Raw genomic sequence first — 24,770 nt, forward strand, 5'->3', positions numbered from 1 at the left:
CTCGGGACGCGGGGCGGGGCGGGAGGCACGGGCTCTGAGGAGCGCGTCGGCGAGCGAGACCTGGGCGAAGGTGATCTCGTCGGGGTGGCCGGCGACGGTCTGGGCCTCGATGACCTCACGGGTGGCGTAGGAGCCCGTACTCCCCGGTGGGAGCGCCGGGCAGAGCCGGCGCAGGTAGGCCCGCTCTCGGGTGTCCGGCACCGCGTCGGCGGCCAGTTCCGGGCCGAGCAGGGCGGACCAGGCGGCCGCCTCGCCCCAGGCGCCCTCCGCGTCGCGCACGAGTTCCTCGACACGGCGGGCCCGCCAGCCGCGGGCGCGGTGGTCCTCGCCCTCGTCGAGGGCGTCGCGCAGCTCGGCGGGCAGCCTGCCCTCCAGCAGGGCGGGATGGGCCCGGGCGAACCGCCGTACGTCCTCGGCGAGGTAGAGCCACACCACGGCGCGGTAGCGGTTGACGTACCAGCGGACGGGGCGGAGGAAGCCTCCCTTGGCGAGCCGGGTGAAGCGCTCCCGGCTGATCCCGATCAGCGCCGCGCCCTCGATGCTGCCCACCAACTCCAGCCGCGCGCGCAGCCGGTCGGGAAAGCCCTCCTCCGCGCGCAGCCGGTCCACGTCCTCCCGTACGACACGTCGGCGCCCGCCGACGGCCGGCGCCGTACGTACCTCGCCGGTCTGCAGCGCGACCTCGAACTCCTCCGCTTCCAGGCACAGTTCCTCCCGGGCGCGCTGCATGCCGAGCGCCTCCCGGACGACGGTCTCCTTGACAGCCATGCCACTCCCCTGACCTTCCGTAGCGACCCATCACTGACAGTCACGACGATAGGTCCTCCCGGCGACATCCGCCCGGGCCCGTGGATAACTCCGCGTCACGCCCCGTGGTCGTACACGGTCACGGAGATCCCACGGCGCACGAGCCGCCCCTCGACCGAGGGCGCAACCCGCTCCCACCGGCCGCCCGCGAGCCCGCACCCGATGCGCGGCATGTGCACGGACGCGCCCAGCTCCGCCGCCTTCTCCGCCACCAGGGCCAGCCCCGCGTCGATCGCCTCGTACCGCACGGGCACGCCTTGGCTGCCCCTGCGGATGCCGCGCTGCCCGACGAGATTTGCCACCCAGACCGACTCGCTGACACGGACGAACTGGACGGCACCCAGGGCGAAGTCGTTGCCGGCGCGCTCGCGGTGCCACCGCCGGTACGCGGCCTCGGGTTCCGGCCAGCGGCGGGAGAGCGCGACCACGAATCCCTTGCCCCAGCCGCCCAGGTCGTTGCAGACGTGGACGATCAGCTTGACGCCCTTGCCCTGCGGCGCGGTGGCGTCCCCCCGGACGTACGTGATCCCCTCCATGCGGTCACCGTACGCCCGGGGTCCGACAACGCCGCCGCCGCAGCGGCGGCCCGGCTCACAGGGCGCGCAGGCCGTCGATGACGTCCTTGAGCAGCCCCACGTCGGGCAGTTCGGCCGGCGGCACGGGCCGGATGGCCCGCAGGTGGCCGTCCCGGAGGAGGTCGCCGAGCAGCACGCGGACGACGCCGAGCGCGAGGTCGGCGTCCGCGGCCAGTTCGGCCACGGTGAGCGGGCTGTCCCGGCACAGGTCCAGGAGGGCCAGGTGCTCCTCGTCGAGGTGGTCGTCCGGGGCCTTACCGACGGCCGGGACCATGACGGCGATCAGGTCGACGTCACCGTCGGAGTCCGGCCGGGTGCGGCCGCCGGTGATGGTGTAGGCGCGCACCATCGGACCGGCCTCGTCGTCATACCAGAGCGCGCCCTCGTCTCCCGGCGGGCTCGGGTTCATGCTTCATCACTCCCCCGGTGCCGCCGCGTCGTGCCGGCGCGGCGTGACACCGAGGTGTTCACCGACCCGGTGGACCATGAGGGTCATCTCGTAGGCGATCTGCCCGACGTCGGCCTGCACACCGCTGAGCACCGACAGGCAACTGCCCTCGCCCGCGGCCGTGACGAACAGGAAGCCGTCGTCGAACTCGACCATCGTCTGCCGCACGCCGCCCGCGTCGAAGTGCCGGCCCGCGCCCTTGGCGAGACTGTGGAACCCGGACGAGACGGCGGCCAGGTGCTCGGCCGTGGCACGGTCCAGACTGGTGCTCGCCCCGGTCACCAGACCGTCGCCGGAGAGCACCAGCGCGTGCCTGACGTGCGGCACCCGCTCTGTCAGATCGTCCATCAGCCATGTGAGTCCACTGCTCACCGTCATCCCCCGTTCTCCCCGGTCTCCGCTGTCCCTTGCGGTGCTGCGGCGTCCCTGCCGCGGGCCAGGCCGCGGGCGAACGCCGTGATGGTGGAACGAGCCTCTTCCGGAGATCGTTCCCTTTCGTCTCCCCCGCCAAGCGACTCCGCCGGGCTCTGGTGCGCCCCGTCGTCCCTCAGTTGCGCTACGAGACTGGCCTGCCGCTGCCGCTTCGGCAACCCCGTCCCGGTGCGCCCCTCCTCGCGCGGCCTGGTCGGTCCCCGCCGCGGCCGTGGTGTGCGCGGCGCCGTGTCGGCCCGGTCCGTCCCCGGCGGCTCGGGCACGGCCCGCGGGCGGAGCACCTGCTCGCCGGTCTCCAGGTCGTCGCCCGAGGCGTCCACGAGCACCGACTGCGGGACGAACACCACCGCGACCGTGCCGTCGAACCGCCCGCGGCGCAGGGTGACGCGCACCCCCTGCCGCGCGGCGAGCCGCCCGACGGTGAACAGGCCCAGCCGGTCCGTCTCCGGGAGCTCCGTTCCCGCGCCGGCCTCGCCGAGTTCGTTGTTGGCCTGGGCGAGCCGCTCGGCGCTCATGCCCAGGCCGCGGTCCTCGACCTCCAGGACGTAGCCACCCGCGACGACCTCGCCGCGCACCTCGACCTTGGTGTCGGGCGGCGAGAAGGCGGTGGCGTTGTCGATGAGTTCCGCCAGCAGGTGCAGCACGTCGGCGATCGCGGGGCCGGTCAGCGCCACCCGGGGCATGCGCCGGACGACGACCCGCTGGTAGTGCTCGACCTCGCCGACCGCGGCACGCGCCACCTCCGCGAGCCGGACCGGGCGGCGCCAGGCCCGGCCGGGTGCGTTGCCGGAGAGGATCAGCAGGCCCTCGGCGTGCCGGCGCATGCGGACGGCGATGTGGTCGACACGGAACAGGTCGTCCAGGTCCGCCGGGTCTCCGGAGCGGCGTTCCATGGCGTCGAGCAGCGTCAGCTGACGGTGCAGCAGCACCTGGCTTCGGCGGGCCAGGTTGGTGAAGACGGCGGAGACCCCGCGGCGCAGCTTCTCCTGGTCGACGGCCGCCTGGACGGCGGCGCGCTGGGCGTTGTTGAAGGCCCGGCCGACCTGTCCGATCTCGTCGGCGCCGAAGCGCAGGTCGGGTGCGGCCCGCGCGACCGCGGCGTCGTCGAGTTCCTCGCCGGCGCGGAGCCTGCGGAGCACCTCCGGCAGGCGCCTCCCGGACAGCTCCAGGGCCTGGTTGCGCAGCAGCGTGAGGCGGCGGGCGATGCCGCGCCCGATGAGCAGGGAGATGACGACCGACAGCACGACGAGGAACAGTCCGGCGAGGCTGACCGCGCCGGTCCGCACGAGCACGTCCATGCCGTCGTCGCGGGCCCGCTCTCCGACCTCGCGGGCGGCGTCGACGTTGATGTCGCTGAGTTCGGCCAGGGCCCGGTCCGCGTTCTGGCGCCAGCGGTCCTGGGAAACGACCAGGCCGACGTCCTTGGCGCCCGCCCCGCGCGCCGCGGCCTCCATGGAGTCCAATGTCCAGGCGACGCTGCCGCCCTCGAACTCGTCGAGCCGCTCCTTGGCGGCCTTGGTCAACTCCGGGTCGACGATGGAGTGCAGCAGCTTGCGCCCGTCGATGGTGCCGATGAACTCGCGGTACTGGCTGCCGGTCATGGCGGGACCGAGCTGCGCGGCGGTGAGCATGGCGTCCTCGCGGGACAGCAGTTCCCTGGCCCGTACCAGGTCGATGACGAAGCCGCCCTGCCGGGCGACCTCGCCGCTCTGGAGCGCGGCGAGCGATCCGCGCAGCCGGAAGATGGGGTCGATCACAGCCGAGTAGCGGTGGAGCGTCATCGACCAGCCGACGTCGCGCTGCCGGACGTCCTCGCGCAGCGGCGCCAGGTCCTTCGCGGCGGTGATCAGTTCGGTGATCCGCTGCCGCTGGGCGAGGTCGAGCTCGGTTCCCTGCGCCTGCTCGCGCGCGTGGTCGCGGACGACCGCGAGCAGCCTGTCGGTGGTGCGCTCGGCGCTCTCCAACTCGGGCCCGCCGCTCGCGCCGTCGGACGCCACATAGGCGACGGCGACGCGCCGCTCGACCTGCAGGGCGCGCCCCAGGTCGTCCGCGGGTGTCCCGTAGTAGCGGTAGGTGTCGGCGATCCCCATGAGGGCGAAGGCCCCGCGCACCGAGGTGAAGGTGCTGTATGTCCACAGACCCGCCAGCGAGAGCAGCGGCACCAGGAGAAGTACCACGAGTTGCGTGCGGATGGTGCGGGGGCGCAGGCGCATGCGTGAGGTCCTCGGTCGACCATGGGTTCGATGGGGAGGGGCACAGTCTGACCCACGAACGCCCCCTTCGTGGCGCCGACTGTGACATCTCACAATCCCTTCCCACCGGACGCCCTCAGGTGCGGGACGCGACGGAGCGACGTACCCTGCCCGGCCCCACCCCTCCCACCGCAAGCGCGTTCACGCCGCGCTAACGGCGCGGCATTGCGGGCGAAACCCCGCTGTCGCACGCTGGACGCATGGAACGGGGACAGGTCGTACGCCGGGTCTACGGTCCCGCCCCGGACACGGAGGACGGTTCTCAGGGCGTTCCTCTGGTCCATCGCGACATCCACGGCTACCGGCGCGCGTTCCGGCTGGGCGGCAGCGGGCCGCCGCTGCTGCTGATCCACGGCCTCGGCGACTCGTCGGCGACGTGGGCGCACATCCTGCCCCGGCTGGGGCGGCGGCACACGGTCATCGCCCCGGACCTGCTGGGCCACGGTGACAGCGAGCAGCCCCGCGCCGACTACGCGGTGGCGGCCTACGCGTGCGGCATGCGCGACCTGCTGGGCGTGCTGGACGTCGACCGGGTGTCGGTCGTGGGCCACTCGCTCGGGGCGGGCGTGGCGATGCAGTTCGCCTACCAGTTCCCGGAGCGGTGCGAACGCCTGGTGATCGTGGGCGGCGGCGGTCTGGGGCCGGAGGTGCACCCGCTGCTGCGGCTCGCCGCGGGGCCGGGTTCCGAAGTGACGCTGCCGCTGGCGACTTCGCCGCCCGTGCGCGGGGCGCTGCGGCTGCTCGCGCCGCTGCTGCGCACCACCGGCGGGCTCGGGCTGGGCCGCCACGACTTCGACTACGTCCTGGAGCGCTACCTCATGCTGGACAGCTCCAAGGCGCGTCAGGCCTTCCTGCGCACCCTGCGCGCCGGCGTGGACCTGCGGGGGCAGGTCATCACGATGATGGACCGCAGCTATCTGACGGCGGGCCTGCCGACCCTCATCATGTGGGGCGAGCACGACGCGGTGATCCCGGTGCGTCATGCGCTGAGGGCGCACACCGCGATGCCGGGCAGCCGGCTGGAGCTGTTCAAGGACGCCGGGCATTTCCCGCACCATGACGCGCCCGGGCGTTTCGTCGACGTACTGGAGGACTTCCTCGCCACCACCACGCCGCAGGAGTACGACCCGGTGCTCTGGCGCCGGCTGCTGCGACGCGGTCGGGTGGACGTGCCGCTCTACCAGGAGGTCGAGCCGCCGCACCCCTCCAGCGGGTCCTGAGGCCGTCCGCCGCCGTCCGGGGCAGGATGGGGGCATGGGACACAGGATGACCGAGGAAGAGTGGCGGGCCTTCGTCTCCGCCGGGACACGTACGGGGAAGCTGGCGACGACGCGGGCGGACGGCACGCCCCATGTGGCGCCCGTCTGGTTCCTGCTGGACGGCGACGACGTCGTGTTCAACACGGGCAAGGACACGGTCAAGGGCCGCAACATCACGCGCGACGGCCGGGTCGCCCTGTGCGTGGACGATGACCGGCCGCCGTTCGCGTACGTGGTCCTGCGGGGACGGGCTGAGGTGAGCGAGGAGCCCGGTCCCCTGCGGGAGTGGGCCACCCGGCTCGCCGCCCGCTACATGGGCGAGGACGTCGCCGAGGAGTTCGGGGCGCGCAATGGGGTGCCCGGTGAACTCCTGGTGCGGGTGCGGATCGACAAGGTGCTCGCCGAGTCCGGTGTGGCGGACTGAGCGTCGGGCGCCCGCCGCCCGCCCGGGTCAGCGGATCGGCTTGCCGCCGTTGGCCTTCTTGCCGTTGGCGCCCATCGCCCACCAGGTGCCGCCCACGCCGTGGCCGTTGGTGTCGCCGGGCTTGGTGTCACCGGTATACCAGTAGACGGGCCAGCAGTTGTACGACAGCTGCTTGGTGCCGTCCGGACGGGTGTAGGTGCTGACGAGCTTGGGGTTGAGACCGGCGGCCTCGGCCTGCGCCTTGGTGACGGGCTTGGCCGCCGGCCACTTCTTGAGGCACTCGCCGGTGCAGTTGGACACCATCGGCCAGTCGGTGTCCTTGTCGAAGCGGTACAGGGTGCGGCCCTTGGAGTCGACGAGGATGTCACCCAGGTTGGCGTCGTTGACGACGGAGAGGATGGGCCACTTCTTGTCGGAGGCGGCGTCCGCGCTGCCGCTGTCGGAGCTGTCGTCCGTACCGCCGGCGTATCCGTCGTCGGTGCCCGAGGAGGGGTCGGCCGAGGTCTCGCTGTCGTACCCGTAGTCGCCGGAGGTGGTCCCGGAGCCGGGCTGCGAGGTGGCCGACTGGGCCGCGTCCTGTTGCTGGGCCGCCGGCGCCACGCTGCTCGCCTGGTCGTAGCCGTTCGACCCGCCGCAGGCGGTGACGAGGAGGAGGGCAGCGGCCGTTCCGGCGACTGCGGCACCGATCCGCTTGTGCATCTGGACTCCTTGCGCGGTAGGGGCGTCGGGGCCCGTGCGCCCCGTCTGGCCACCTGTACGCACGCGGTTCGGCTGCCTCTCAATGCACTGTGAATTCCTTTTTCGGCGGCGCCGTTCTGCTAAGGTGCCCCGCCGCTCCACGGAGCGTCAGCGCACCGACTCCAGCAGACGTGCCGCGTGCATCCGCCCGGCGTGCTCGACGAGGGCGATCAGCACCTCCTTGCCCGATGCGCGGTCCCGTGCGTCACAGAGGACGACGGGGGTGCCGTCCTGCAGGTCGAGGGCGCGTGAGATGTCCTCCGGGCGGTGCTCCAGCGCGCCGGGGAAACGATTGACGGCGACCGCGAACGGGATCTTCCGGTGCTCGAAGAAGTCCACGGCGGGGAAGCAGTCCTCCAGGCGACGGGTGTCGGCGAGCACGACAGCGCCGAGCGCACCTTGCGACAGCTCGTCCCACAGGAACCAGAAGCGGTCCTGGCCGGGGGTGCCGAAGAGGTACAAGGACAGACCCGCCCTGATGGTGATCCTGCCGAAGTCCATCGCCACGGTGGTGGTGGACTTCCGCTCCACTCCCCCGGTGTCGTCCACGTGACGCCCGGCCTCGGTCAGTTGCTCCTCGGTGCGCAGCGGCCGGATCTCGCTCACCGCGCCCACCATGGTGGTCTTGCCGACCCCGAAGCCCCCCGCGATGAGGATCTTCAGGGCCATGACCGGCGTCTCAGAGTGCCCGGAGTCCATTGATCACCTCTCGCAGGATGCGCTCGTCGGGTAGGTGCGCCGGCGGTACGGGATTGCTCACCCGTACGCTGCCGAGCGTCAGGAGGTCGCCGAGGAGGACGCGTACGACGCCCACCGGCAGGTCGGCGTCGGCCGCCAGCTCCGCGACCGACAGGGGCTCTTCCCGGCACAGCACGAGCAGCGCGGTGTGCTCGGGCTCCAGCGTGGGGTCGTCGGCGGCACCGGGTTCGGCGAGCACCAGGGCGATGAGGTCCAGGGCGGCGACGGCCGTACCGGGCCGGGTGCGGCCGCCGGTCATGGCGTACGGGCGCACCAGGGGCCCTGCCGCGTCGTCGTACCAGTGGCCGTCCGGGCTCCGCGGGTGCGCGCCGTTCATCACCTGTGCGCCGGTCAGCCGGCGGCCGGGCCGGCGGCGCCGAGGCGCGGCGGGGTGTGCAGGTGCTCGCCCACGCGCTTGACCAGGCGCGCCATCTCGTAGGCGATCAGGCCGACGTCGGCGCCCGCGCCGGTGAACACCGCGAGGCAGGAGCCCTCGCCGGCGGCCGCCACGAAGAGGAAGCCGTGGTCGAGTTCGACCATGGTCTGCCGGACCTGGCCGGCCGCGAAGTGGCGTCCGGCGCCCTTGGCGAGGCTGTGGAAGCCCGAGGCGACGGCCGCCAGGTGCTCGGCGTCCTCCCGGGTCAGCCCGCGGGAGGAGCCCACGGCCAAGCCGTCGCCCGACAGCACCACGGCGTGGCGGACGTTGTCCACCCGGTCGGTGAGGTCGTCCAGCAGCCAGTCCAGTTCACCGGACCGGTTCGATGCGTCGATCATCCGTGCTCTCCTTCGCGGGGTGCCCTGGCCGAGGTGCGGGCGTGGTCCTGCTCGCCGTCCCCGGGCGTCGTGTCCGGACCGTCGTGGTGACCCGGCCCTCCCGGGCCGGGCCGGGTGCCGCCGGGCTGCGGGGCGGGCCGCAGGGGGCGCGGGCCGGCGGGTCCGGGTTCCCCGTCGGCGGTGTCACGGGCTCCGGCGCCGCCGCCGCGGATCCAGCCGCGGCGGAACGCGGCCATCGTCGAGCGCGCCTGCTCGGCGGTCCGCTCCGGGACGTCCTGCCCCGTGTCCTGCGGCCCGGGGCCGCGTTCGGGTGCTCGGGGCTCCAGCAGCTGCGGGGCGAGGCTCGCACGGCGTACGCGGCGCGGGAGTCCGCCCTCGGCGGGAGGCGTGCCCGCAGGGGCGCCCACCGGCGCGGGAGCGGGCGCCGCGCCGCGGGCCGGTGCGGGCACGGATACGGGCGCGGGCGCGGGCAACGCCCCGTGCTCCGGCGGACGAACGGAACGGGGCGCGGAGGGACGCGGCGGCCCGTCGCCGTCGCCGCGCGGGGAGGCCGCCACCAGGGGCGGGACCTCCGCGGACCCCTGGCGGGGTCCGTGCGGGCCGGACGCCGCGCCCCCCGTCCCGGCGCCCCGTGGGGCGCGGGCTTCGGGCGCCCTCATGTCGAGCAGGGCGGTGGGCAGCAGGACGACGGCGGTGGTGCCGCCGTACGGGGAGGAGCGCAGGGAGACCCTGACGTCGTGCCGCCGGGCGAGCCTGCTGACGACGAACAGGCCGAGCCGGTCGCTGTCGAACAGGTCGAGCGCCTGGGTCTGGGCGATGCGCCGGTTAGCCTCGGCCATGGCCTCCTTGCCCATGCCGAGCCCACGGTCCTCGATCTCCAGGGCGTAGCCGTTACCGACCTGCTCGCCGTAGACGCGCACCTTGGTGTGGGGCGGGGAGAACTGGGTCGCGTTCTCGACGAGTTCGGCGATCAAGTGGGTGAGGTCGGCGACCGCGGAGCCGACGACCGCCGCGAGGGGGAGCCTGCGGACCTCGACGCGGGCGTAGTCCTCGACCTCCGCGACCGCGGCGCGCACCACGTTGGTGAGGGGTACGGGCTTGCTCCAGGCACGGCCGGGAGCGGAGCCGGAGAGGATGATCAGGCCCTCGGCGTGCCGCCGCATACGGGTGGTGAGGTGGTCGAGCTTGAACAGGTCCTCCAGCTCGCCCGGATCCTCGGTGCGCCGTTCCATGCTGTCGAGCAGCGCCAGCTGACGGTGCACCAGGACCTGGCTGCGGCGGGCGAGGTTGACGAAGACGCCGGAGACCCCGTTGACCAGTTCGGCGCGTTCCGCGGCGGCGCGCAGCGCGGCGCGCTGCACGGTGGCCAGGGCTTCGGCGACCTGGCCGATCTCATCGGCGCCGTGCCTGCCGAGGGGCGCCTCCTTGCCGAGGTCGATCTCCTCGCCGGCGCGGAGCCGCCGCATGGCGCGCGGCAGTTTGCGGCGGGCGAGTTCGAGCGCGGTGTTGCGCAGGCCGACGAGTTCGACGACGAGACCGCGGCCGATCCGTACGGAGATGAAGAGGGAGGCGACGACGCCGAGGAGGCCGAGCAGGACGGCGATGCCCGAGGTGCTCAACAGGCCGTGCGCGAGGGGTCGGTCGGCGGGTGCTGCGGCCTTGGCGGACTTCTCCAGCCCGGACAGCACCTGTCCGGTGGCCCGGTCCCATGGGGCGAGGCTCGCGCCGTCCACGGCGGCCTTGCCCGGTCCGGCGTCGAGGACGGCGTCCTCCATGGCCTCGAGGTCCGTGTACGCGGTGGAGCGGGCCAGCCGCACCCAGGCGCTGCGGCCGGCACCGCCGAGGTCGGCCGTGGCACCCGCGAGCAGGGCGCGGCGGGCGGTGACGGCACCGCTCAGGTCGCGGTAACGGTCCGTGGGCAGGCCGCGGGTGAGCGCGGCCGCGGCGAGCAGCGCGTCCTCGCGGGACAATTGTTCCGCGGCACGGCCGATCTCCAGGGCGGCACGCTCGCCGCGTCCCGCGGAAAGGGCGCCGCCGATCGCGAATCCGTCGGTCACGGCGTCGGTGTAGGCGCGGTACGTCTGCCGCCAGTCCGCTGCTCCCTGGGTGATGCCCGGGCGCAGCCTGCGCAGGCGCTCCAGGTCGCCGACGAAGGTCCGGACGCGCACCGCGGCGGTGCCCGGCAGGCCGGTGCCGTCGGCGACCGTGTGGCCGCCGCCCAGCTGGAGCAGGGCGGCGGCACGGTCGGTGGCCGTGGCGCGTCTGCTCAGTTCGGCGGCGGCCTCGGTGGTGGGCCGGGCCAGGTAGCGGGCGGCGGCACGGCGTTCGGCCTGCAGGGTGGTCACGGTGTCGGCGACCGGCTCACGGATCGTTTCTGCAATGCGCTGGGCACGCAGCCGACCGGAGACGTCCTGGGCCGTGGTGACAGCGGCGAAGGCCCACAGCGCCATAAGGGACACGACGGGCACCATGAGGAGCGACACGATCTTCGCGCGCACGGTCCTCGGGCGCAGGCTCAGCCGGTCCGCCGCCCCGCCGCTCCGTCCGCCGTCGGTGGCGCGGGAGGACGGTTCCTCGTCCGCGGGGAGTCCCGCGTGCGCTCTGCGGCCCCGTGGCGGCGTCACAGGGCACCCTCGCCGATGCGCTGGGCGGTCGCGGAGGCGATGTGTTCCCTCGCCGTCGGGGAGAGCGCGACGAAGGCGGAGGTGAGGAAGAGGTAGGAGCCGAGGCCGACGATGAGGGGGAACAGGAACGCTGTCGCGCCGGAGCCGGTCAGCACCTCCGCCGAGGGCCGGACTCGGACGTGCACGGCGAGCATCCCGGTGTAGTGCATGCTGCTGACCGCCGCGCCCATCACCAGGGAGGCGCCGGCGACGACCACGGGCCGGTGGATGGTGAGCGCGGCCCACAGCGCGGCGGTCGCGGCGGCCCAGGCGATGGCGACCGACAGCGCCACGAGCCACGGTTCGTAGGACACCGCGCCATGAAGGCGTACGGCGGCCATGCCCAGGTAGTGCATGCTGGCCACACCGACACCCGTGGTGAGGCCGCCGATCGCGAGGGCCCGGAAGCGGCCGTGGCCGTACCCGACGGCGAAGACGCCGAGGCCGACGACGACCATGGCGACGGCGAGGCTGAGGACGGTCAGGGGGACGTTGTAGCGGATCTCGGTGCCGGTGACGCGGAAGCCGAGCATGGCGACGAAGTGCATCGTCCAGATCCCGGTGCCGAGGGCGCTCGCGGCGGTGATCAGCCAGTTGCGCCGGGAGCGGCCGGTCGCGGCCAGGGCCCGTACGGTGCAGCGCAGTCCGAGCGCCGCGCCGACGCACGCCATGGCGTACGAGAGCAGCGGGGTCAGCCAGCCGAAGGCGGCGTGGTCGATGTGTCCCATGGCCCCGGGACGCTAGTGCGGGGGTGGTCGCACGCTCGGGCCATGACGGAACCCTGCCTTATTTGACCGCGTGCTTTCCGGATGCGGCCCCCGGCGATCGCGTGCGGCACGAACCTGTACGCGGGAAGCGTGTTTCAGCCGCTGCGTGGCCCGTACATGATGATCCCCACGCCCGCCAGGCACACCAGCGCGCCCACCACGTCGTAGCGGTCGGGCCGGTAGCCGTCCGCCACCATCCCCCAGGCGAGCGAGCCCGCGATGAACACCCCGCCGTAGGCGGCGAGGATGCGGCCGAACTCGGCGTCCGGCTGGAGGGTGGCGACGCACCCGTACAGGCCCAGGGCGATGACCCCGGCCCCGATCCACGCCCATCCGCGGTGCTCGCGCAGCCCCTGCCAGACCAGCCAGGCGCCGCCGATCTCCAGCAGCGCGGCCAGCACGAAGAGGGCGACGGAACGGAACGGGATCATGCGACCATGATGCCCCGCGTCCCGTGCGCCCCGGCGCGCGCCCCGAACCGGAGGTGGACCGTCGTGCACACCGACCCCGCGCAGATCCGCGCGTTCTTCGCCGCCCGCGCCGCCGACTGGGAGACCCGCTACCCCGACGACGCCCCCGTCTACCGTTCCGGTGTCGCCGAACTGGGCCTGCGGGAGGGCCAGACGGTCCTCGACGCGGGGTGCGGCACGGCCCGGGCGATGCCCTTCCTGCGCGCGGCCGTGGGGGCGTCCGGGACGGTCCTGGGCGCCGATCTGACGCCCGAGATGCTGGCCGCGGCGGTACGGGCCGGGCGCCGGGAGCACGGCGCCCTGCTGCTGGCCGACTGCGCCCAGCTGCCGCTGCGCGACGCCACACTGGACGCCGTCTTCGCCGCGGGGCTGATCGGGCACCTGCCGGACCCCCGGGCCTGTCTGCGGGAGCTGGCCCGGGTCACCCGGCCCGGCGGCCGGCTGGCGCTCTTCCACCCGATCGGACGGGCGGCGCTGGCCGCCCGGCAGGGCCGCGAGCTGACCCCGGACGACCTGCGCGCCGAGCCCACCCTAAGGCCGTTGCTGGAGTCCTCGGGGTGGACCCTGACCTCCTACACCGACACCGACGAGCGGTTCCTGGCGCTGGCCTCGACGAAGGCGTAGGCGTTGTCGAACATGATGGTGTGACCGGCGCCGGGGACCATCACGACGGACACCCCGGCGGCCTCCAGCCCCGCCCGGCCGCTCAGGTCACCGCTCGGCTCACCCTGCAGGAAGGTGCGCGGAACGGGCGACGAGAACAGCAGTTCACGCATGACCGGATCGCTCCCCGCAGCAGTGGCGAGGCGGTGCGGTGCAGGGCGACGCGGTCGGCCAGGCGCATCGCGGCGACCCAGTGCGGGCCGACCCGCCATAGGACGCGGGCGAAGCCTCCGCCATGGACGAGCTCCTCCTCGGTGAAGGCCGCGATGCCGCTGCTGCCCGCCGTCGCGCGCGGACGCGCGTCGAGGTTCGCCTCCGCCAGCACCAGGCGCGCCACCAGATCGGGCCGGCGCGCGGCGAGGACGATCGCCACGGTGCCTCCCATGCTGTGGCCGACCACCCCGGCCGGCCCGTCGCGACGGCGTCGAGTGCCGCGGCGAGCGCGTCCGCGTGCTCCTCCAGCGTGTAGCCGAAGGCGGCGGGCCGGTCGCTGATGCCGTGGCCCGGCAGGTCGGCGAGGAGGGAACGCCGCCCGGTGAGGGCCGGATCCGCCGCTATGTGGGCGAAGTAGACGGAGAGGCCGCGCCCAGCCCGTGCACATAGACGAGCGCGGGGCCGGTCCCGGGTGTCCCGGTCCAGCGGATGGCTATGAGCTGCGCAAGGGCATCGCCGCTACCACCGAGGGCTGCGCCGAGCTGCGCCGGCGGCTCGCGGAGCCGGACGCCGCCGACATCCCCGACGAGAACCGCTGGTTCACGTTCCTCGCCCTCCTGCGCCATCTCGACGACCCCTCCCTGCACAGCGCGGTGCTGCGTCGCCGGCTCGCCGTCCTGGAGGAACCCACGAGCTTCTTCCACGACGGCGACCGCCCGCTGGGGGCGGAGGAGCTCGACGACCGGTTCCGGCGGGGCTTCCTGACGATCGCACCGGTCACCACGCGGGCGGAGCTCGGCCGGCTGCGCAGCACCCTGGACGCCCTGGGGTCCTGAGTGCGGCCCCGGCGGGTCCGGCCGGCGCGGCGGGGACGGTAGCCTGCGGCACGTCCGACCGAGGAGAACTGCGAGGCCGCGCGTGACCCGAGAGCTGTACAACGTCCGGCTGGTACCCCGCGAGGGGGACCCGACCCCACTGACGGACGAGGAGGAACAGCGCGCGCGGACCACGCTCTTCAACGACCTCGGCCGCGCCGTCTCCGACCGCGGCTGGGTGCGCTTCCCCGCCTACTCGCCCGAGGAACGGCGGCGGCTGGTCGACGTCGCCGGCCGGCTGAGCGCCTACTGGGGCGTCGAGGTCGGCGTGGCGGCCGAGGACCCCTGCTCCATGCGGCTCTTCCTCCCCGGGTACGGTCCGCGGGAGACCGCGGTCACCCCGGCCGTGGAAGGCCGCTTGTGACGGCCCGGGCCCGGTAGGGCGGCGGACGCCTCACGCTTCGGGGAGGCCGAGCAGCGACCGGGCGACCGCCCGCGGCGGTACGCCACGCTCCTGGGCGAGCACCGCGACGGCACGCCGTGCGAGTTCACCGATCCCGAACATCAGCGCCTCCGGCGCGACGCGCGCCGCAGCGGCCTCGAGCGCCTCCTCGTCCCCCTCGACGGAGGCCGCGACATGGGCGGCGGCCGCCTCGAAGAGGTTGCGCTCGCGTGATGCCCGGCGTGAGGGCTCCGCCCCGGGCGTCGGCGGGGGCTTCGCGGGCCTCCCCGGCGTCCGCGCCGCGGTGAACCTCCGGAGCCAGGTGGCCATCCGCATCACCCCTCTCACCCAGGGGCGTTCCCGCCCGCGGGCAGCCGGAACCCCGGAAGGCCCGGGTCGCCGCTCTCCGCGGTGAGCACGAGAGGGGGGCCGTGCGCGCCGGGCTCCCAGCCGACGGCCAGCGCGTGCTCGACGAGCAGGCGGACGTCGCGAGGAGTCGGGTGGGCGGTGTCGGTGACGCAGTATCCCCACGGACCGGGCTCCGAGGCCGACACCAGATCGGCGGCGAGGGCACGGCCGCCGGGAGCCGCCCCGTCCGTGACGCGGACGGAGACGACGCGGCGGCAGGTGCCGTCGGGCTGATCGGCGTGCCCGATGCGCGCGGTCCAGAGGAACTCGCGCCCGTCGAAGCGGAGGCGTCGGCGCCGTTTCCTCACGGGCGGCCGCCCTGGTGGGCAAGGGAGTTGGCCATGGCGTCAGCGTAGGGGCCGGCGATCCGGCCACCGAACGGTTTTCCACAGGGCACGCCCCGGTCTCGACGCGGGTGTTACCGGGTGGTTAGGGTGCGCCCACCACTGAGAACTCACTGGAGAGGGGATGCCCCGTGTCCGCGACGGACGACGACGCGCTGTTCGTGCTCACCGCGGCGATGCTGACGCCCGCGCAGTTCCCGGGCGTCCTGGCCGACGACTATCCGGCCGCGTGCGCCGAGCTCGGGCTGGAACCGGCGGACGACGGCTACGGCCTCGTCTTCGGCCAGGACGGGACGGGCGCCCGGTGGACGGTCGCGATCAGCGACACCGCGCTGGTCGCGTGCGCCCTCGCCGCGTGGGACTGCGGGCTGGAGTACGACCTCTCCCCCGACGAGCGCTCGGTCGTCGCCGCGCTGCCCGGATGGCCGCTGCCGGTCGCGGTGGCCGCGCCCGGCGTGCCCGCTCCGCACGATCCGCCCGAGGCCGAGGACGGCCCGCCGCTCTCACCGCCCGACACCGGGACGTGGGGGCCGGCGCAGCGACGCCTGGGGGCCGACGAGATAGCCCTCCAGTGGCGGATCTGGCGGGAACAGCTCGACGCCGGGGACGAGCCCGACTCCCCGGACGGCACCGACAGCTCCAGCAGCTCGGACACATCCGCCGCGACCGTCACAAACTCCGCGCCCGACGGCACGGAGAAGGAGCCCACGGAGAACGAGTCGGGTGAAGGAACAGGGGCCACGGCTGCCACGGCTCCCGCCGCCGACGGCATCCACCCCGGGGTGCGGCGCGCGCTGGAGGCCGCCCAGGAGTATCTCCGTACGCCCCCGCCGCCCGGCCGCATACGCTCGACCGCGGCGGGCGAGGGCGTACGCACCCTGCGTGTGGACGGCGAGGGCTGGAGCCTGGTGGCCCGCACCGACGACATCGCCTTCGTGCTGCTCGACGAGGAGCCCGGCGAGGTGCTGCCGGTCGGCCGGGGGCCGGAACTCCCCAGCCTGCTGGAGGGCCTGGAGAAGCTGGCCGTACGGCCCGCCTGAGCGCCGCCCCCGGTCGCAGCTCAGGCGTCCGGGCCGTCCGCGCGGACCTTCCCGTCGACCTTGCGCGCGGCGATCAGGACCGGGTCCCACACCGGGGAGAACGGCGGGGCGTAGCCCAGGTCGAGCCCGGTCATCTGCTCGGCGGTCATGCCCGCGGTGAGCGCCACGGCACCGATGTCCACGCGCTTGGCCGCGCCCTCGCGGCCGACGATCTGCAGTCCGAGCAGCCGTCCGGTGTGCCGCTCCGCGATGGCCTTGACCGTCATCGGCGCGGCGCCGGGGTAGTAGCCGGCCCTGCTGGTGGACTCGATGACCGCGGTGACGTACTGCAGCCCGGCGGCGCGGGCCTGGGACTCCTTCAGTCCCGTACGGGCGATCTCCAGGGAGCAGACCTTGCTGACGGCCGTGCCCACGACGCCCGGGAAGGTGGCGTAGCCGCCGCCGATGTTGGTGCCGATGACCCGGCCCTGCTTGTTGGCGTGGGTGCCCAGCGCGATGTGCTGCATCCCGCCGGAGACCAGGTTGAGGACCTCCACGCAGTCCCCGCCCGCCCAGACCGCCTCCTCCCCGCGCACACGCATCGCACGGTCGGTGAGCAGCCCGCCATGCGCACCCAGCGGCAGCCCCGCGTCGCGGGCGAGGCCGGTGTTGGGGGCGACGCCGAGCCCGAGCACGACCACGTCCGCCGGGTACTCGCCCTGGTCGGTGGCCACCGCGCGGACCCGGCCGTCCGCCCCGGTGAGCACCTCGCGCACCGGGGCTCCGGTGACGACGGTGATGCCGAGGCCCTCCATGGCCTCCCGCACGAGCCGACCCATGTCCGGGTCGAGGGTCGCCATGGGCTGCTCGGAGGCTTCGACGAGGGTGACCCGGAGACCGCGCCGCAGCATGGCCTCGGCCATCTCCACGCCGATGTAGCCGCCGCCGACCACGACGGCGGTACTGACGGGCCTGTTGTCGAGGGCGTCCAGGATGTCCTCGCCGTCGTCGAGGATCTGCACGCCGTGCACGCCCCCGGCGTCGATCCCGGGGATCGGGGGGCGCTTGGGCACGGCGCCGGTGGCGATGACGAGCTGGTCGTACTCCGTCCATCCCTCCGCCTCGAAGACGTCCCGGGTGCGCACCCGGCCGCGGTCCCGGTCGATCTCGACGACCTCGGTGCCGAGCCGCACGTCGATGTCGTGGGCCCGGTGCTTCTCGGGCGTGCGGGCGATCAGCTTGTCGGGGCCGGTGGCGTCCCCGGCGATCCAGTACGGGATGCCGCAGGCGGAGTAGGAGGTGCGGCGCCCGCGTTCGAAGGCGACGACCTCCAGTTCGTCGGGCCCCTTCCTCCTGCGCGCCTGCGACGCCGCCGACATGCCCGCGGCGTCCCCGCCGATGACCACAAGCCGTTGCCTCATGCCCCGCAGCGTATGCGCCGCCCCGGTGTCCCGCGCGATCACCCCGTTGCCGCAGACTGGGCGCCATGGACCTGCAGATCACCGCGACCTCCCCGGACCATCCCGCGACCCTCCTCGACCTGCCGTGGAACGTGCCGCTGGAGGAGTGGCCGGAGGAGTACCTGGTGGCGCTGCCGCGCGGCATCTCGCGGCACGTCGTCCGGTTCGCCCTGGCCGGCGACGAGGTGGTGGCGGTCAAGGAGGTCGGCGAGTGGGCGGCCGTCCGCGAGTACGGGCTGCTGCGCGACCTGGACCGCATGGGCATACCCGCGGTCGACGCCCTCGCCGTCGTCACCGGCCGCACCGACGACCGCGGCGAACCGCTGGAGCCGGTGCTGATCACCCGCCACCTGGGCGGCTCGCAGCCGTACCGCTCGATGTTCGAGACGACGATGCGCCCGGGCACGGTCAACCGGCTGCTGGACGCACTCGCCGTGCTGCTGGTCCGGCTGCACCTGGCGGGCTTCGCCTGGGGCGACTGCTCGCTGTCGAACACCCTCTTCCGGCGTGACGCGGGCGCCTACGCCGCCTACCTGGTGGACGCCGAGACCGGGCAGATCCAGCCCAGCCTCTCGCGCGGCCAGCGGGAGTACGACATCGAGGTGGCCCGGGTGAACATCGCCGGCGAGCTGCTGGACCTGGAGGCGGGCGGCTCGCTGCACCCGTCCGTGGACCCGGTCACCTTCGGGCAGGCCATCGCCGACCGCTACGACGAGCTGTGGCACGAGCTCACCCGCGAGTCGGTGTACCCGGTGGCCAAGCGGCACTACATCGACCGGCGCATCCGGCGGCTGAACGACCTCGGCTTCGACGTCGCGGAGATGCAGATCCAGCGGTCGCCCGACGGTGACGACGTCACGTTCCTGCCCAAGGTCGTGGACGCCGGCCACCACCAGCGGCAGCTGCTCCGCCTCACCGGCCTGGACGCCGAGGAGAACCAGGCCCGCAGCCTCCTCAACGACCTCGAGACGTGGATGGCCGGCCAGGAGGACTACGCCCCCGGCGACCCGCTGGGCGCCCGCCCCGAAGTGCTGGCCCACCGCTGGGTCCGCGACGTCTTCCGGCCGACGGTCCGCGCCGTGCCGCGCGAGCTGCGGGGCTCCCTGGACACCGCGCAGATCTACCACGAGCTGCTCGAGCACCGCTGGTTGATGTCCGAGCGGGCGCAGCGTGACGTGGGTCTCGACGCGGCGGTCGAGGACTACGTCCGGAACGTGCTCCTCCCGTCGCCGCAGGGTCCCGCCGTTCCGCTGCCGCCCGACTAGGCCTGGTCGTCGAAGCAGCTCCCCCACCCCCCGGCCGAAGGCTGCGGGAGGGACTGTGACGACACGGCCTGGCGCCGGGCCCTAGTCTCGACGGGTGACCGACCCGACTTCGCTGAGGGGCGTCTTCGACGAGGACGCCGAGCTGTATGACCGGGTCCGCCCGGGGTATCCCGGCGTGCTCTTCGACGATCTGGCCGCGGTGGCGGGGCTCGGCCCCGGCGCGCGCGTGCTGGAGATCGGCTGCGGGACCGGACAGGCCACCGTGCCGCTCGCGGAGCGCGGCTTCCGCGTCACGGCCGTCGAGCTGGGCCCGTCGATGGCGGCGGTCGCCCGGCGCAGGCTGGCCGGGTTCCCGGGCGTCGAGGTGGTCGTCTCCGCCTTCGAGGACTGGCCACTCCCGGAGGAGCCGTTCGACGCGGTCGTCTCGGCCACGGCGTTCCACTGGATCGACCCCGCCGTGGCGGTCGTCAAGTGCGCCGACGCGCTGCGGCCCGGCGGGGTGCTGGCCGTCATCGCCACCCATCACGTGGACGGCGGCACCTGGGCCTTCTTCGCGGACGTGCAGGAGTGCTACGAGCGCTTCGACCCGGCGACGCCCCCGGGGCTGCGGCCGCGCGCGGCGGCCCTGGTCCCCACCGACAGCGAGGAGACGGACCGCTCCGGGCGCTTCGGGCCGGCCGTCTTCCACCGCTACGAGCGCGAACTGCCGTACACCACGGCCGAGTACCTCGACCTGCTGCTCAGCTACTCCAACCACCGCGCCCTTCCCGCGGCGCGGCGGGAGGGCCTGCTCGCCTGCATCCGGGCGCTGGCCGACGGCCGCTACGGCGGCCGCGTCGTCAAGCGGTACCTGACGGAACTGCGCATCACGTGGCGACTGTGACGGTGACGGACCCGGCGGGCACGCCGATCACGCCCGTGTGCCCCCGGGGCCGCGCGTCGCGGAGATCGTCAGGCGGACGTAGTCCACGACGGGCTCCGGCAGGCGCGCGGCCACGGCGCGGACGAAGGCCTCGTGCTCCGCGCCGGGGAGGCGTTCCAGCTGTCCGCCGAGGACGACGACGGCCAGGTACGCGAGCAGTTGCGCGCCCGGTTCGAGACGGGCGGGGTCGGGGACGAGGGCGACCTGGACGTCGGTGAAACCGGCGTCCCGCAGGCGGCGTTCGGTCTCCTCGACGCCCGCGAAGTTCCAGACGGCGGGCTGCGGGCCGAGGACGTCGTCGACGGCGGCCGAAACGCCGGCGATGTTGCCGAGTCCGCCGCATTCGGCGACGAGGCGTCCGCCGGGGCGCAGGACGCGTGCGACCCGGCGGAAGAGCGCGGCGTGGTCGGGGATCCAGTGGAAGGTGGCGACGCTGGTGACGGCGTCCACCGTGCCGGTGACGGGGAGCGGGCCGGTGATGTCGGCGTGCACGACCTCGACGCGGTCCAGGCGTCCGGCGAGGCGCCGTCGGAGCTGCTCCAGCATGCGTAGCGAGCCGTCGAGGGCGACGACGCGGCCGTGCGGGAGCAGGTCGAGCAGCGCCTCCGTGTCGCGTCCGGTGCCGCAGCCGAGGTCGAGCACCCGCTCGTCGCCGCGCGGCGCGAGGCGGTCCAGGGTCCCGCGGCCCCACTGCACGTGGGGCAGCGGCAGGCTGTCGTACGTGGTGGCGTCCCATTCCCGCGTCATGACCTCCACGCTAGCCAGCGGAGTCCACCAAGTGATACCCATGTCTCACATAGTGACCAGCTAGAAACGCGTCGGCGGAAGCGGAGGAGCGCACATGACGGCGATCGAGGTACGGCCGGTGGGATGGGTGACCGGCGGCCGCGTGCCGGTCGAGGACGACGACTGGGCCGGCGTCGAGGCGGTGATCCGGCTGGACGGAGAGCAGTTCGGCCCGGAGGCGCTGTACGGCCTGGACACCTTCTCCCACCTGGAGGTCGTCTTCCACTTCGACCGGGTCCCCGAGGAGCGGGTGGAGACCGGCGCACGCCATCCGCGCGGGAACACCGGGTGGCCACTGATCGGCATCTTCGCCCAGCGCGGCAAGAACCGGCCCAACCGCCTGGGTGTGTCGCGTTGCAAGATCTTGCGCGTCGACGGGCTGGATGTCCACGTCGCGGGGCTGGACGCCGTGGACGGGACGCCGGTGCTCGACCTCAAGCCGTGGATGGCCGAGTTCGGACCGCTGGACACCGCGTTCCAGCCCGCCTGGGCCACCGAGCTGATGCGCGACTACTACTGAGCCCCCCACTGCGGGACCTCTTTACCGCCCTGTCATGTCCCAGTAACCTCATGAAGATTTTTGCAGCAACTTGCAGGGAACTCACGGCTGTTCCTTTCGTGGCGCGCGCGAGGGCCTGCCTCACCCGCACCGGCCGCCGCCCCCGGCGGCCCTCGCCCGAGGAGCCCCCGCATGGGCACGTACAAGGACGCGGTGACCGGCGCGGTGAGGACCGTGAGCGGCGGGAGCCTGTCGGTCGACGCGCCCGGCAAGGGCAACCTGCGCGTGTACGTCCTCGACCTGGGCGGGGCCAACGCCGCACCGGGCAAGGTCGGCTCGGACGGGCCGTACCTGAGTAGCACACCGTACCCGCGCACCGTACCCGCGCCGCGGGAGGTACCCGCGGCAGCGGGCCGGCCGAGGTGGGGAGGGCATCCGGGTGAGGTCCCCGGGCCGCCCGGCGTGTCCTCTCCACGCGATCCGGTCATATGAGCTGATGTTCATTTCATGGGTTCACACCGTGCGGCCAAGCACGCGCGCCGCCGCGCGGCCGGACGTCCGCGGCGTGCGGCACGTGTCTGGGCGACCGCCGCGGGGACGGCCGGTGTCGTCGCCGTGGCCGCCCTCGGCGTGCACAGCGCGATCATCCACACCGACCCTCCCTCGGTCCACGCCCGCCCCGCGCCGAGCCCGCAGCTCATGCCCTTCCCCGACCTGGCCGCCCGGGCCAGGCTGCAACGCGTCCCGCTCTACCCGGCCCACGAGCCCGCCATCGTCCCGCGCAAGAGCTGGGGGGCCGACGAGTCGCTGCGCACCGAGCCCCCGCACTACAGCACCACGGTCAAGGCGGTGTTCCTGCACCACACCGACAGCGGCAACGACTACAAGTGCGCGGACGTACCCCGGATCATCCGCGACATCTACTCCGGCCACATCCAGAGCCGCCACTGGGACGACGTCGCCTACAACTTCTTCGTCGACAAGTGCGGCACGATCTACGAGGGGCGCGCCGGCGGCTCCGACCGCCCCGTCACGGGGGCCCACTCGATCGGCTTCAACAAGGACACCATGGGCATCGCCGCGATCGGCACCTACGACGCCAAGGGCAGCGTGCCGCAGGCGATGACCGAGGCGATCGCCCGGATCGCCGCCTGGAAGCTCGGGCTGTCCGACATCGATCCCCGGGGCGAGGTCACCCTGGTGTCCAGCAGCAGCAAGAGCCGCTTCAAGAAGGGCAAGCAGGCGGTCTTCCACGTCATCGCGGGCCACCGCGACGCCTACATGACCGACTGTCCCGGCAAGGAGCTGTACGCCAAGCTCCCGGAGATCCGCACCGAGGCCGCCCGGCTGCAGGGCCGCCCCCCGCTGCGCGCCGCGAAGAGCAAGGGCTGACGCTCCGCCCGCGTCAGCGGGGCGCCAGCGCCAGCAGGGCGACGTCGTCGCCCACCGCGCCCGCGTACCGGTGCAGGTCCTCCCAGACCGCGTCGACGACCGCCTCCGGGGAGAGGCCGGCGCCCTCCGCCAGCCGGGCGGCGAGGCGTTCGGCGAGCGGGTAGAAGGTGCCCGAGGCGTCGCGCGCCTCGGTGACGCCGTCGGTGTACGCGAGGATCACGTCCCCCGGCTGCAGGGTCACCACCGACGGCAGGGCCGGTGCCTGTCCTGGCGGTCCGGCCCCGAGCGGGGGACCGGGATCGCACTCCAGCTCCCGCACCTCGCGGCCGCGCAGCAGCAGTGCGGGCGGATGCCCCTGACAGACCAGCCGTACCCATGACCCGTCGTCGGGGAACTCCAGCAGCAGGACGGTGGCGAACAACTCGCTGTTCCCGGCGGCGTCCAGGGAGAGCCGCCGTTCCAGGCGCCCCGCCACACCGCGCAGCTCCCGCTGGTCGAGCACGGCCTCGCGGAAGGCGCCGAGCAGCCCCGCGACCGTGCCGACCGCGGCGAGACCGTGCCCTTGGACGTCGGCGACCAGCGCCCGTACACCGTAGGGCCCGGTCCGCACGTCGTACAGGTCGCCGCCCACCAGGGTGCCGCGCTGCGCGGCCCGGTACAGGGCGGCGCAGCGCACCTCCCCCACGGTGCCGGGCACCGGGGCGAGGACGGCGAGCTGCGCCGCCTCGGCCACCGACCGGGCCAGCACCAGGCGGCCCCGGAACCGCTGCTGCACCGCGGCGATGACCACGCTGAGGGCGCCGATGAGGACGACGGCACCCAGTTCGGCGCCGACGATCGTCCCCGAGCCCACCACGGGGAGCTCCATGACGACCACGACGGCCGCGGCCAGGACCGCGGTGCCCGCCACCCCGTAGGTGAGTGCGGCGAGCGGGGCCACCGCCGCGTAGTAGGCGCCGAGCTCGACGTCGCCGGGGGTGACCCCCTGGGCCAGGATCAGCACGCCGAGCAGGGCGACCGGGAGCACGCGCAGCCAGCGTGGCGGTGCGCCGATCCGCAGTGTGCCGTCCTCGGCCGGAGCCGTGTCCATGCAGGCACGGTAACCGCGGGCGGCGCGGGCCGCGCGTCTCAGCCGGTGGGCACGGCCGCCGCCGCGACGAGCTCCGGATGGTGCTTGCGGGCGACCTCGGGGTGGGCGCGGAGCCAGCCCTTGAGCTCGTTGCGGCCGTACTCGGAGAAGAGCGGGTTGGCCGGGTCCCGGGTGGCGCCGGGCGCGCGGTGGGCGTGCTCGAACGGCAGCGGGGCCACGCGCGCGTCGAGGCGGGGGTTGTAGAAGAAGGGCACGGAGTAGCGCTCGCGGGCGCCGGCCGGGCTGACCACGCGGTGATTGGTGGCCTTGAGGTAGCCGTCGGTGGCGACCTCGAGCAGCTCGCCCAGGTTGACGACGAAGGCGCCGGGCAGCGGCGGCACGTCGTGGAAGCGGCCGTCGGAGCGTTCCACCTGCAGGCCGCCGACCTCGTCCTGGAGCAGCAGGGTGAGGAAGCCGTAGTCCTTGTGCGCGCCGACGCCCTGGTCGCCGCCGGTGGGGGCGGTGCCGGGGTAGCGCACCAGCTTCAGGTGCAGGTGCGGCTCGTTGGCGAAGGCCTCGTCGTAGAAGTCCTCGGGGGCGCCGATGGCGGCGAGCAGTTCGTGCAGCAGCCGGTGGGCGACGCGGCTGAGCCGGTCGATCCAGGCCAGGGAGAGTTCGCGGAGCTCGGGCAGGTCGGCGGGCCACTGGTTGGGGCCCTCCAGCCACCAGTACGGGGGCTCGCCGGCGGCCGGGACGTGCTGCGGGCGCTCGGCGCCGATGTCGAGCTGGTCGCGCCAGTCCTGGCTGCCGCCGGTGCGCTCGTCGCCGGTGCGGGTGTAGCCGCGGAAGTGCGGGGAGTTCAGGTTGCCGATGGCGAGCCGGTCGGCCTCGGGCAGGGCGAAGAACGCGCGGATCGCCCGCATCAGGGAGGCGGTCTCCTCGGCGGTCACGCCGTGACCGGTGAGCTGGAAGAAGCCGACCTCGTGGGCGGCGGAGTGCAGTTCGCGGTGGAGCCGGGCGCGCGCCTGGGGGCCGCGGTCCGCGGCGGAGAGGTCGATCACGGGAAGCTGGAGCGTCATGGTGTGGTGTCCGCAGGGTGAGGACCCGGCACGCCGGCGATGACCGGGCGCTGCGCGACGGGCCCTGGTGGGGCGGCGTCGCGGGGCCGAGTGGGAGGAAAGGGGCG

Annotated in this window: 28 protein-coding genes and 2 pseudogenes; 11 read left to right on the forward strand and 19 right to left on the reverse strand. The window is 74.0% G+C overall.

The annotated features are described in order from the left end of the window. The 5 genes from PV341_RS27105 to PV341_RS27125 form a co-directional block, all read right to left on the reverse strand. Positions 1 to 768: DUF6397 family protein (locus tag PV341_RS27105; RefSeq protein WP_500359218.1), on the reverse strand; the 768-nt coding region annotated here is incomplete at its 3' end. Positions 769 to 863: 95 nt separating this feature from the next. Then, positions 864 to 1,343 carry a macro domain-containing protein gene (locus PV341_RS27110; RefSeq protein WP_500323251.1) on the reverse strand — a complete coding sequence of 160 codons (480 nt, stop codon included), beginning with the start codon at positions 1,341 to 1,343 and terminating at the stop codon, positions 864 to 866. A 55-nt stretch (positions 1,344 to 1,398) separates the two neighbouring features. Then, complete coding sequence (locus PV341_RS27115) at positions 1,399 to 1,791, reverse strand: DUF742 domain-containing protein (protein ID WP_500323250.1); 393 nt, start codon at positions 1,789 to 1,791, stop codon at positions 1,399 to 1,401. 6 nt (positions 1,792 to 1,797) lie between these two features. After that, positions 1,798 to 2,208: a roadblock/LC7 domain-containing protein gene (locus PV341_RS27120; RefSeq protein ID WP_018562311.1), complete on the reverse strand. Its 411-nt coding sequence runs from the start codon at positions 2,206 to 2,208 to the stop codon at positions 1,798 to 1,800. Beyond that, the gene (locus tag PV341_RS27125) at positions 2,205 to 4,475 is read right to left on the reverse strand and encodes a sensor histidine kinase (protein ID WP_500323249.1); all 2,271 of its coding nucleotides are present in this window, start codon (positions 4,473 to 4,475) and stop codon (positions 2,205 to 2,207) included. Before PV341_RS27125 ends, PV341_RS27120 begins: the two co-directional genes overlap by 4 nt. A 239-nt stretch (positions 4,476 to 4,714) precedes the next feature. Between PV341_RS27125 and PV341_RS27130 the strand changes: the two genes are divergently transcribed. Together PV341_RS27130 and PV341_RS27135 are read left to right on the forward strand one after the other, a co-directional pair. Next, complete coding sequence (locus PV341_RS27130; protein WP_500359219.1) at positions 4,715 to 5,734, forward strand: alpha/beta fold hydrolase; 1,020 nt, start codon at positions 4,715 to 4,717, stop codon at positions 5,732 to 5,734. 34 nt (positions 5,735 to 5,768) lie between these two features. Beyond that, entirely contained in the window at positions 5,769 to 6,197 is a 429-nt protein-coding gene (locus PV341_RS27135) for a PPOX class F420-dependent oxidoreductase (protein ID WP_500323247.1), read from the forward strand. Between the two features lie 27 nt (positions 6,198 to 6,224). On the opposite strand, the gene PV341_RS27140 is transcribed toward PV341_RS27135, so the two are convergent. The 7 genes from PV341_RS27140 to PV341_RS27170 all read right to left on the reverse strand — a co-directional run bounded on the left by PV341_RS27140 (position 6,225) and on the right by PV341_RS27170 (position 12,308). Continuing rightward, positions 6,225 to 6,896: a hypothetical protein gene (locus PV341_RS27140; RefSeq protein WP_499515454.1), complete on the reverse strand. Its 672-nt coding sequence runs from the start codon at positions 6,894 to 6,896 to the stop codon at positions 6,225 to 6,227. A 147-nt stretch (positions 6,897 to 7,043) separates the two neighbouring features. Further along, on the reverse strand, positions 7,044 to 7,634 hold the full coding sequence (locus tag PV341_RS27145) for a GTP-binding protein (RefSeq protein WP_500323245.1): 591 nt from the start codon (positions 7,632 to 7,634) through the stop codon (positions 7,044 to 7,046). Beyond that, complete coding sequence (locus tag PV341_RS27150; protein WP_499515452.1) at positions 7,615 to 8,010, reverse strand: DUF742 domain-containing protein; 396 nt, start codon at positions 8,008 to 8,010, stop codon at positions 7,615 to 7,617. The genes PV341_RS27145 and PV341_RS27150 overlap by 20 nt, the downstream gene beginning before the upstream one ends. A 14-nt stretch (positions 8,011 to 8,024) precedes the next feature. Next, a complete protein-coding gene (locus tag PV341_RS27155; protein WP_499515451.1) occupies positions 8,025 to 8,447 on the reverse strand; it encodes a roadblock/LC7 domain-containing protein in 423 nt (140 codons plus the stop codon). Then, on the reverse strand, positions 8,444 to 10,918 hold the full coding sequence (locus PV341_RS27160; protein ID WP_500359226.1) for a sensor histidine kinase: 2,475 nt from the start codon (positions 10,916 to 10,918) through the stop codon (positions 8,444 to 8,446). Before PV341_RS27160 ends, PV341_RS27155 begins: the two co-directional genes overlap by 4 nt. Before the next feature lie 149 nt (positions 10,919 to 11,067). Continuing rightward, complete coding sequence (locus PV341_RS27165; RefSeq protein WP_500323244.1) at positions 11,068 to 11,838, reverse strand: MHYT domain-containing protein; 771 nt, start codon at positions 11,836 to 11,838, stop codon at positions 11,068 to 11,070. Positions 11,839 to 11,972: 134 nt separating this feature from the next. Then, positions 11,973 to 12,308, reverse strand: a complete 336-nt coding sequence (locus PV341_RS27170) for a YnfA family protein (protein WP_500323243.1) — start codon at positions 12,306 to 12,308, stop codon at positions 11,973 to 11,975. Between the two features lie 6 nt (positions 12,309 to 12,314). Between PV341_RS27170 and PV341_RS27175 the strand changes: the two genes are divergently transcribed. Further along, positions 12,315 to 12,971: a class I SAM-dependent methyltransferase gene (locus PV341_RS27175; protein WP_500359220.1), complete on the forward strand. Its 657-nt coding sequence runs from the start codon at positions 12,315 to 12,317 to the stop codon at positions 12,969 to 12,971. Here PV341_RS27175 and PV341_RS27180 read toward each other — a convergent pair. Then, positions 12,920 to 13,654 (reverse strand): annotated as a pseudogene (locus tag PV341_RS27180) (alpha/beta fold hydrolase). The gene PV341_RS27175 and the pseudogene PV341_RS27180 overlap by 52 nt on opposite strands. Positions 13,655 to 13,684: 30 nt before the next feature. On the opposite strand from PV341_RS27180, the pseudogene PV341_RS27185 reads away from it, so the two are divergent. Together PV341_RS27185 and PV341_RS27190 are read left to right on the forward strand one after the other, a co-directional pair. Next, positions 13,685 to 13,999, forward strand: a pseudogene (locus PV341_RS27185) (PadR family transcriptional regulator); the annotation flags it as partial. Positions 14,000 to 14,081: 82 nt separating this feature from the next. Then, on the forward strand, positions 14,082 to 14,402 hold the full coding sequence (locus tag PV341_RS27190) for a hypothetical protein (protein WP_500323240.1): 321 nt from the start codon (positions 14,082 to 14,084) through the stop codon (positions 14,400 to 14,402). A 30-nt stretch (positions 14,403 to 14,432) separates the two neighbouring features. On the opposite strand, the gene PV341_RS27195 is transcribed toward PV341_RS27190, so the two are convergent. Together PV341_RS27195 and PV341_RS27200 are read right to left on the reverse strand one after the other, a co-directional pair. Beyond that, complete coding sequence (locus tag PV341_RS27195) at positions 14,433 to 14,750, reverse strand: hypothetical protein (protein ID WP_500323239.1); 318 nt, start codon at positions 14,748 to 14,750, stop codon at positions 14,433 to 14,435. Positions 14,751 to 14,764: 14 nt separating this feature from the next. After that, positions 14,765 to 15,136, reverse strand: a complete 372-nt coding sequence (locus tag PV341_RS27200; RefSeq protein ID WP_500323237.1) for a hypothetical protein — start codon at positions 15,134 to 15,136, stop codon at positions 14,765 to 14,767. 212 nt (positions 15,137 to 15,348) lie between these two features. On the opposite strand from PV341_RS27200, the gene PV341_RS27205 reads away from it, so the two are divergent. Beyond that, positions 15,349 to 16,212 carry a hypothetical protein gene (locus tag PV341_RS27205; RefSeq protein WP_500359227.1) on the forward strand — a complete coding sequence of 288 codons (864 nt, stop codon included), beginning with the start codon at positions 15,349 to 15,351 and terminating at the stop codon, positions 16,210 to 16,212. A gap of 20 nt (positions 16,213 to 16,232) precedes the next feature. Here PV341_RS27205 and PV341_RS27210 read toward each other — a convergent pair whose 3' ends face one another. Then, positions 16,233 to 17,612, reverse strand: coding sequence for an FAD-dependent oxidoreductase (locus PV341_RS27210; protein WP_500323235.1), 1,380 nt, complete (start codon positions 17,610 to 17,612; stop codon positions 16,233 to 16,235). Positions 17,613 to 17,677: 65 nt separating this feature from the next. Between PV341_RS27210 and PV341_RS27215 the strand changes: the two genes are divergently transcribed. After that, positions 17,678 to 18,916, forward strand: a complete 1,239-nt coding sequence (locus tag PV341_RS27215) for a DUF4032 domain-containing protein (protein ID WP_500359221.1) — start codon at positions 17,678 to 17,680, stop codon at positions 18,914 to 18,916. Positions 18,917 to 19,010: 94 nt separating this feature from the next. After that, on the forward strand, positions 19,011 to 19,799 hold the full coding sequence (locus tag PV341_RS27220) for a class I SAM-dependent methyltransferase (RefSeq protein ID WP_500359222.1): 789 nt from the start codon (positions 19,011 to 19,013) through the stop codon (positions 19,797 to 19,799). A 27-nt stretch (positions 19,800 to 19,826) separates the two neighbouring features. Here the strand turns inward: PV341_RS27220 and PV341_RS27225 are convergent, their stop codons facing one another. Continuing rightward, complete coding sequence (locus tag PV341_RS27225; protein ID WP_500359223.1) at positions 19,827 to 20,585, reverse strand: class I SAM-dependent methyltransferase; 759 nt, start codon at positions 20,583 to 20,585, stop codon at positions 19,827 to 19,829. A 94-nt stretch (positions 20,586 to 20,679) separates the two neighbouring features. Here PV341_RS27225 and PV341_RS27230 point away from each other — a divergent pair, with 94 nt between their 5' ends. From PV341_RS27230 to PV341_RS27240, 3 genes are all read left to right on the forward strand, one after another. After that, positions 20,680 to 21,144, forward strand: a complete 465-nt coding sequence (locus PV341_RS27230; protein ID WP_500323230.1) for an SAM-dependent methyltransferase — start codon at positions 20,680 to 20,682, stop codon at positions 21,142 to 21,144. A gap of 171 nt (positions 21,145 to 21,315) precedes the next feature. Further along, complete coding sequence (locus PV341_RS27235) at positions 21,316 to 21,615, forward strand: hypothetical protein (RefSeq protein WP_500323419.1); 300 nt, start codon at positions 21,316 to 21,318, stop codon at positions 21,613 to 21,615. Positions 21,616 to 21,630: 15 nt separating this feature from the next. Continuing rightward, a complete protein-coding gene (locus tag PV341_RS27240; protein WP_500323228.1) occupies positions 21,631 to 22,515 on the forward strand; it encodes a peptidoglycan recognition protein family protein in 885 nt (294 codons plus the stop codon). A 13-nt stretch (positions 22,516 to 22,528) separates the two neighbouring features. On the opposite strand, the gene PV341_RS27245 is transcribed toward PV341_RS27240, so the two are convergent. Beyond that, complete coding sequence (locus tag PV341_RS27245; RefSeq protein ID WP_500323227.1) at positions 22,529 to 23,605, reverse strand: PP2C family protein-serine/threonine phosphatase; 1,077 nt, start codon at positions 23,603 to 23,605, stop codon at positions 22,529 to 22,531. Positions 23,606 to 23,643: 38 nt separating this feature from the next. Next, positions 23,644 to 24,663 carry an isopenicillin N synthase family dioxygenase gene (locus PV341_RS27250; RefSeq protein ID WP_500359225.1) on the reverse strand — a complete coding sequence of 340 codons (1,020 nt, stop codon included), beginning with the start codon at positions 24,661 to 24,663 and terminating at the stop codon, positions 23,644 to 23,646. Positions 24,664 to 24,770: the final 107 nt, after the last annotated feature.

The sequence above is a fragment of the Streptomyces sp. PA03-1a genome, assembly GCF_033792805.1.
In the GTDB taxonomy this organism is placed as follows: Bacteria; Actinomycetota; Actinomycetes; order Streptomycetales; family Streptomycetaceae; genus Actinacidiphila.